Here is a 6588-nt window from a genome sequence, read left to right as displayed (position 1 = left end):
CAGCGCGCGGTTCAGCAATTGGTCGCCCCACCATCTGGCGATCTCGTGCGCGCGCCCGCTCCATGGCAGGCCGGCGGCCAGTGACGACGACATGGCATAACGCAGCGGCTCGAAATCGTGGTGGATCAACCAGATCAGGTGCGGCGCGAACACGGCCAGCGCGGTCAGGCCCGCGACCTGCAGGCCGAACCGGTGCATGGGGTCGCGCCAGGCTTTGCGGCGGCACCAGAACGCCAGCACCGCCAGTCCCGCGACGGCGGCCTGGTACTTGGCCAGCGCCCCCAGCCCAAGACAGACGCCAAGCACGACCCACCAGCCGATCTTGCGGGTGCTGTAGGCCTGCCAGCACGCCGCCGCGCACCCTGCCACCAATGGAATCAGGACGATCTCGTGGTTGTAGAAGTACAACCTGCCGTTGTAGAACGTGATGCACAGGCCAGCCAACGCGGCCGTCGCGGCATAGGCCTCGCCGCGCATGCCGCGCAGCATGTTCCATAACAGCGCGAACGCCCCCAGCGTGCAGGTCGCGCCCAGGACATAGGTGGCCCAGGCATTCCAGCCCAACAGGCGCACCACCGGCCACAGCAGCCAGGTCGGCAGCGGCGGATGTTTGTAGTAACCCCATTCCAGGCTGCGCACCCAGATCAATTGCTCGATGTTGTCGGTCGGCGGCGCCAGCACGATCCGGTTCGACAACCAGAGCCAGGCCAGGGCGAACACCGCCATGCCGATGCCGGTCCGCCGCAGCCCCGGTTTCCACGCCTCTCTGACGCCCGATTGCACGCCACTCTCCCGTTTCTGGCGTACGCGATGCCCCGCCCTGTCGCCCCGTTTCGAGGCGCAGGAATTATCAGATCCCGGTCCGGCTCCAACGCCGGGGGATTTGTTCGGCAATTGTTCTGAAACTGTAAAGCACGCCGCCCGCAGCCAGGCCGCACAGGCGGCTCCAACTGGCCTGACCACCGGATAGGAAGAGGGGAAATCCCTCTGATCGTTTTCCCTCTATTGGACGTTTTTTACTTTTATTTCAAGGGGAAGCTACCTATATTGGTGGCCTGACCACCTGACCAAGATTTGCAGTACCGAGATGAACACCTTCCAAGCCGTCGCCGTGACCCGCCTCTATCGCATGATCGCCGACCAGATCGCCGGGCGTATCCGCGCGGGCGATTTCCCGCGCGGCGGCCGGCTGCCGTCGGAACGGGAACTGGCCGAGCAACTGCAGGTGAGCCGGGCCTCGATCCGGGAAGCGCTGATCGCGCTGGAGATCGAAGGCTATGTGGAAGTGCGCGTGGGCACCGGCGTGTTCGTCACCGCCACGCGCGAGGCCGCTCCCGCCCTCACCGCCGGCGCACAGGCGGCCACCCAGGACGATATCGGCCCCTTCGACCTGCTCGAAGCGCGCATGCTGATCGAACCCGAGTGCGCCGCGCTGGCCGCGCAGCAGGGTTCGCCGGCGCAGATCGCCGCCATCCGCGCGGCCCACGAAGCCATGTCGCTGACCGACGCGCCGGGCTGGCACGACCGCGAATTCCACAGCGCCATCGCCGCCGCCTGCGGCAATGCGGCGCTGGCGGCGGCGGTGGCGCATTTGTGGAGCTTGAGCCTGGCCAGTCCGGTGTTCAGCCGCATGCAGGACTACTTCGTCAACACCAAGGTCTGGGCGGTCGCCCATGCCGAGCACCAGCGCATCCTGACCGCCATCCTGGCGCGGGATCCGATCCGCGCGCGCCATGCCATGCATGCGCACCTGATCGGCATCCTGGCGCGCCTGCGGGAAGACTTCGGCGACGACGACGGGAGCATCCGGCCCGACATCTAGGCTTCGCTCGCCATCCCGCCGGCGCCGCCGCGCCGCCTGCCTTGCCATGAAACCAGTCCGCGCCGGACGCGGACAGCACCCCCCGGGAGTGTTTGCATGACGGTTGTAGCCCCCCTGCCGCGCAATGGCGGCCAGATTTTGATGCAGCAGCTGCGCATCCACGGCACGCGCCGGATCTTCATGATCCCGGGCGAGAGCTACCTGCCCTGCATCGATGCGCTCAATGAACATCGCGGCGCCATCGAACCGGTGGTCTGCCGCCAGGAAAGCGGCGCCGCCTACATGGCCGAGGCGCATGGCAAGCTGACCGGGGAACCGGGCGTCTGCTTCGTCACACGCGGTCCGGGCGCCACCAATGCCAGCATCGGCGTGCATACCGCCTTCCAGGATTCAACGCCGATGATCCTGTTCGTCGGCCAGGTCGGCAACGACTTCTACGAACGCGAGGCCTTCCAGGAGATCGACTACCGCCGCATGTTCGGCCAGATGGCCAAATGGGTGGCGCAGATCGACCGCACCGACCGCATTCCGGAATTCGTGGCGCGCGCCTACGCCACCGCCACCAGCGGCCGCCCCGGCCCGGTGGTGCTGGCGCTGCCGGAAGACACCCTGTGGGGCACCGCGACAGTGGCCGACATGCCGCGCTACCAGCGCGTGGCCGCCAGCCCCGGCCAGTCCGACCTGGAACGCATGCGCCAATTGCTCGACCAGGCCGAACGGCCCGTCATGGTGCTGGGCGGCAGCGGCTGGAATGCCGACGCGATCGGGCAGATCGCCGCCTTCGCCGAACGCTTCGAATTGCCGGTGGCGACCGCATGGCGCCGGCTCGAATGTTTCGACCAGCGCCATCCCAATGCCGCCGGCCAGATGGGCTGGGGCATGACCGAGGCGCTGCGGGCCCGCATCAGGAACGCCGATCTGGTGCTCGCTGTCGGCACGCGGCTGGGCGAGGCCACCACGGAGGGCTACCAGCTGATCGAGAGCCCGCTGCCGCGGCAGGCGCTGATCCATGTCCATCCGGATCCGCAGGAACCGGGCCGCGTCTACGCCCCGACCCATGCCATCGCGGCCAGCGTGGCCGGGTTCGCACAAGCGGTCGCCTCGCTGCGGCCTGCCCACGCCACGCCCCGCGGCGCGGCGGTGCGCGCGGCCCATGCCGAGTACCTGGATTCGCTCACGCCGCTGCCCTCGCCCGGCCCGCTGGGCCTGGACGCCGTGGCCGCGCTGGTCAACCAGCGGCTGGCGCCGGACGCCTGCATCACGGTGGGCGCGGGCAACTACGCGCTGTATCCGCACCGCTATCGCCAGTTCACCGGTCCGGGCACCAGCCTGGCGCCCACGGTGGGATCGATGGGCTACGGCCTGCCGGCGGCGGTCGCGGCCAAACTCGAATACCCCGGCAAGACCGTGGTCTGCTATGCCGGCGACGGCTGCTTCCAGATGAACCTGCAAGAGCTGGGCGTGGCCCAGCAGTACCGGCTGGGCATCGTGGTGCTGGTGTTCAACAACGGCATGTGGGGCACCATCCGCGCGCACCAGGAACGCGAGTTTCCCGGACGCCCGATCGCGCTGGACTTCGAGAACCCCGATTTCACACAGATCGTGCGCGGCTACGGCGGCTATGGCGAAGCCGTCGAGCGCACCGAGGATTTCGCCGCGGCGTTCGACCGCGCGCTGGCCTACGCCGAGCGCGAACGCCGGCCCGCGCTGCTGGAAATCCGCTACGACGCCGACGGCATCGCCCCCGGCCAGACCCTCACCGCCATCCGCGACGCGGCGCTGGCCCGCCAGGCCGCCGCCTCCACCCACTAACACCGAACGAGGATCACCATGACTTCATCCCTGTCCGTCAACGGCAACCGGCTCTGGCAATCCCTGATGGATCTGGCCGAGATCGGCGCCACGCCCAAGGGCGGCAACTGCCGCCTGGCCCTGACCGCGCTCGACGGCCAGGGCCGCGACCTGGTCACCGGCTGGATGCGCGACGCCGGCCTGACGATCCGCGTGGACCAGGTGGGCAACATCTTTGCCCGCCGCGCCGGCCGCAACGACGCGCTGGCGCCGGTGATGACCGGCAGCCACATCGACACGCAGCCCACCGGCGGCAAGTTCGACGGCTGTTTCGGCGTGCTGGCCGGCCTGGAGGTGATGCGCACCCTGAACGATGCCGGCGTGCAGACCGAAGCGCCGCTGGAGCTGGCCATCTGGACCAACGAGGAAGGCTCGCGCTTCGTGCCGGTGATGATGGGCTCGGGCGTGTTCGCCGGCAAGTTCTCGCTGGAGACGGCGCTGAGCGCGCGCGACGCCAAGGGACTGGCGGTGCGCGACGAGCTGCAGGCCATCGGCTACGCCGGCACGGAACCGGTCGGCGGCCGCCCGGTGGATGCCTATTTCGAGGCCCACATCGAGCAGGGTCCGATCCTGGAGCACGAAGAAAAAGTGATCGGCGCGGTGACCGGCTCGCTCGGCCTGCGCTGGTACGACGTCACCGTGACCGGCATGGAGATGCATGCCGGCCCCACGCCCATGGGCATCCGCCGCGACGCGCTGTTCGCCGCCAGCTACCTGGTGCAGGCGGTCATCAACATCGCCAACGCGCACCAGCCGCACGGGCGCGGCACGGTGGGCGAGATCCACGCGCACCCCGGCTCGCGCAACGTGATCCCGGGCCAGGTGCGTTTCACCACCGACCTCCGCCACGAGGACGAGGCCACGCTCACGCGCATGGACCAGCAATGGCGCGAGGCCTGCCGCGAGATCGCCGACAGGCACGGCGTGCAGGTGGAGGTGAAGGACGTGCAGTACTTCCGCCCCACCCCGTTCGATCCCGATCTGGTGGAGAAGGTGCGCCAGGGCGCCGCGCGCCGCGGCCTGCCGGCCATGGACATCGTCACCGGCGCCGGCCACGACGCCGTCTACATGGCAGCCGTGGCGCCCACCGCCATGATCTTCGTGCCGTGCAAGGACGGCATCAGCCACAACGAAATCGAAGACGCGCAGCCCGCGCACCTGGAAGCCGGCTGCAACGTGCTGCTGGACGCCATGGTGGCCCGCGCCAACGCCGCGCGCTGAATCGAGGACCTCGTCATGACCCTGCATACCCTCGACTACTGGCAAGCCCGCGCCGCTGCGCTGACGCTGCGCGGCCAGGCCTACATCGATGGCGCCTACGCCGACGCCGCCGACGGCGCCACCTTCGCGGCCACCAGCCCGATCGACGGCCGCAAGCTGGCCGACGTGGCCGCCTGCGGCGCGGCCGACGTCGACCGCGCCGTGGCGGCCGCCCGCCGCGCCTTCGAAGCCGGCGTCTGGTCCCAACTGGCGCCGCGCGAACGCAAGGCGCGCCTGACGCGGCTGGCGCAGCTCATCACCGAACACAGCGAGGAACTGGCGCTGATCGAAACCCTGGACATGGGCAAGCCGATCCACGACGCGCTGGCCTTCGACCTGCCCGAAACCGCGCATTGCTACGCCTGGTATGGCGAGGCCATCGACAAGCGCTACGACGAGATCGCGCCGACGGGGGGCAATGCCCTGGCCACGGTCACGCGCGAACCGCTCGGCGTGGTGGCCGCCGTGGTTCCCTGGAACTATCCGCTGCTGATGGCGGCCTGGAAGGTCGCGCCGGCGCTGGCCGCCGGCAACAGTGTGATCCTCAAGCCGGCCGAGCAGTCGTCCCTGAGCGCGCTGCGGCTGGCGGCGCTGGCCGAGCAGGCCGGCATCCCCGCGGGCGTGTTCAACGTGGTGCCCGGCACGGGTCCGGTCGCGGGCAGCGCGCTGGGCCTGCATCCGGACGTGGACTGCGTGGCGTTCACCGGCTCCACCGCGACCGGCAAGCGCTTCATGAGCTATTCGGGCGAATCGAACCTGAAGCGCGTATGGCTGGAATGCGGCGGCAAGTCGCCGCACATCGTCTTCGAGGACTGCCCCGACCTGGACCGCGCCGCGCTGATCGCCGCGCTGGCGATCTTCTCGAACCAGGGCGAAGTGTGCATCGCCGGCTCGCGCCTGTACGTGCACGACGCCATCTACGACGCCTTCATGGAAAAAGTGGCGCACCACGCCGCCGAGATGCGGCCGGGCAACCCGCTGGATCCGGCCACGGCGCTGGGCGCCATGGTCGACGAGCGCCAGACGCGCTCGGTCATGGCGCGCATCGCGGCCGGCCAGGCCGAGGGCGCGACACTGCGCATCGGCGGGCGCCAGTTGCACGCTGAGGGCGGCGGCTTCTACATCGAGCCCACCATCTTCGATTGCGCCGACGCCTCCAGCACGCTGATCCGCGAGGAGATCTTCGGCCCGGTGCTGGCGGCGCAGCGCTTCCATACGGAAGACGAAGCCATCGCATTGGCCAACGATTCCTCGTACGGCCTGGGCGCCGGCCTGTGGACCGCCAACCTGGGCCGCGCGCACCGCCTGTCGCGCCGCCTGCGCGCCGGCCTGGTGTGGGTCAATTGCTACGCCGATGGCGATATCACCGTGCCGTTCGGCGGCGTCAAGCAGTCGGGCTTCGGCCGCGACAAATCGCTGCACGCGCTGGACAAGTACAGCGACCTCAAAACCACCTGGATCGACATCACCCAATAGCGCGCCCACCGTGCACCTCGTCTGTCGCCGCATTGGTGCGCGGCGCCGTCTCTGCACCCATACGTAGCATTGTTGTAGCAGCTCCACCCCGCAGTTCCCCGAGAAACAGGTGGCACGAGGTTTGCTTGTCATAGCCGGCACACGCCGCGTGACGCGCGGCCACCTGACAACCCTCTTCC

At 69.2% G+C, this 6588-nt stretch carries 5 protein-coding genes; 4 read left to right on the top strand and 1 reads right to left on the bottom strand.

What is annotated here, in order from left to right:
• On the bottom strand, positions 1-783 hold a 783-nt coding region (locus tag DK459_RS24620), incomplete at its 3' end, for a glycosyltransferase family 39 protein (protein ID WP_146221928.1).
• Positions 784-1087: 304 nt separating this feature from the next.
• On the opposite strand from DK459_RS24620, the gene DK459_RS24615 reads away from it, so the two are divergent.
• The 4 genes from DK459_RS24615 (at position 1088) to DK459_RS24600 (ending at position 6409) form a co-directional block, all read left to right on the top strand.
• Positions 1088-1822, top strand: a complete 735-nt coding sequence (locus DK459_RS24615; protein ID WP_006387983.1) for a FadR/GntR family transcriptional regulator — start codon at positions 1088-1090, stop codon at positions 1820-1822.
• 96 nt (positions 1823-1918) lie between these two features.
• A complete protein-coding gene (locus DK459_RS24610; protein ID WP_054499859.1) occupies positions 1919-3634 on the top strand; it encodes a thiamine pyrophosphate-binding protein in 1716 nt (571 codons plus the stop codon).
• A gap of 18 nt (positions 3635-3652) precedes the next feature.
• Positions 3653-4894: a Zn-dependent hydrolase gene (locus DK459_RS24605; RefSeq protein ID WP_024068401.1), complete on the top strand. Its 1242-nt coding sequence runs from the start codon at positions 3653-3655 to the stop codon at positions 4892-4894.
• A gap of 15 nt (positions 4895-4909) precedes the next feature.
• The gene (locus DK459_RS24600) at positions 4910-6409 is read left to right on the top strand and encodes an aldehyde dehydrogenase (protein ID WP_024068400.1); all 1500 of its coding nucleotides are present in this window, start codon (positions 4910-4912) and stop codon (positions 6407-6409) included.
• Positions 6410-6588: the final 179 nt, after the last annotated feature.

It is taken from the genome of Achromobacter sp. RW408 (assembly GCF_003184165.1).
In the GTDB taxonomy this organism is placed as follows: domain Bacteria; phylum Pseudomonadota; class Gammaproteobacteria; order Burkholderiales; family Burkholderiaceae_B; genus Achromobacter; species Achromobacter xylosoxidans.
Note: the sequence above shows the minus strand (reverse complement) of the source record. Positions and strands in the feature narration are given on the sequence as shown.

Coding starts and splice junctions, on each gene's coding strand:
- DK459_RS24615 (WP_006387983.1), top strand. CDS start 1,088: ATGAACACCTTCCAAGCCGTCGCCGTGACCCGCCTCTATCGCATGATC.
- DK459_RS24610 (WP_054499859.1), top strand. CDS start 1,919: ATGACGGTTGTAGCCCCCCTGCCGCGCAATGGCGGCCAGATTTTGATG.
- DK459_RS24605 (WP_024068401.1), top strand. CDS start 3,653: ATGACTTCATCCCTGTCCGTCAACGGCAACCGGCTCTGGCAATCCCTG.
- DK459_RS24600 (WP_024068400.1), top strand. CDS start 4,910: ATGACCCTGCATACCCTCGACTACTGGCAAGCCCGCGCCGCTGCGCTG.